The sequence below is a fragment of the Vibrio sp. R-1 genome, from assembly GCF_035615595.1.
Classification (GTDB): domain Bacteria; phylum Pseudomonadota; class Gammaproteobacteria; order Enterobacterales; family Vibrionaceae; genus Vibrio; species Vibrio cholerae.
Window position 1 is genome coordinate 1 of the sequence record NZ_WPDC01000334.1, and the last position, 398, is coordinate 398.

At 33.9% G+C, this 398-nt stretch carries 1 protein-coding gene; it reads left to right on the forward strand.

The genetic code is table 11. The features are described 5' to 3' along the window. Window positions 1-124 precede the first annotated feature (124 nt). Complete coding sequence (locus GOU96_RS18385; RefSeq protein WP_001065132.1) at window positions 125-361, forward strand: hypothetical protein; 237 nt, start codon at window positions 125-127, stop codon at window positions 359-361. Window positions 362-398: the final 37 nt, after the last annotated feature.

Sequence of the window (398 nt, forward strand, 5' to 3'; positions counted from 1 at the left end):
ACTCTCATCTGTATATACATCAATAAATTCAATCGCTTGACTGATTTTTGATAATTCGCTCTCTTTTTAGCTCAGGAAAATATGTTTATATGCTCGTCTTATATAAAAAACAGTTGGTATTGGAATGAATAATAGATTTTGTGAAAAGTGTGGCCAAAAAACTGAGCATAAAGAACTCATAAAGCAAAAACCCTCAAAGTATGGGAAAAGTAAAAAAGAACAATTTAAAGCTTTTCTGGATGGCTTTTTTGGTGGTGTAGCAAGTCCGGTTGGAGCATCGTTAGATCTCATCGATAGATATGTGGTTTGTAGTGTGTGTGGTCATAAGACTCTCGATAATCAAGGTGATGAATTTCTCTAGTTATAAGTGTGTTAATGAGAGTTAACAAACGCCTCAA

Bases quoted from the DNA above. Each gene is read 5' to 3' on its own strand.
- GOU96_RS18385 (WP_001065132.1), top strand. From the start codon at position 125: ATGAATAATAGATTTTGTGAAAAGTGTGGCCAAAAAACTGAGCATAAA.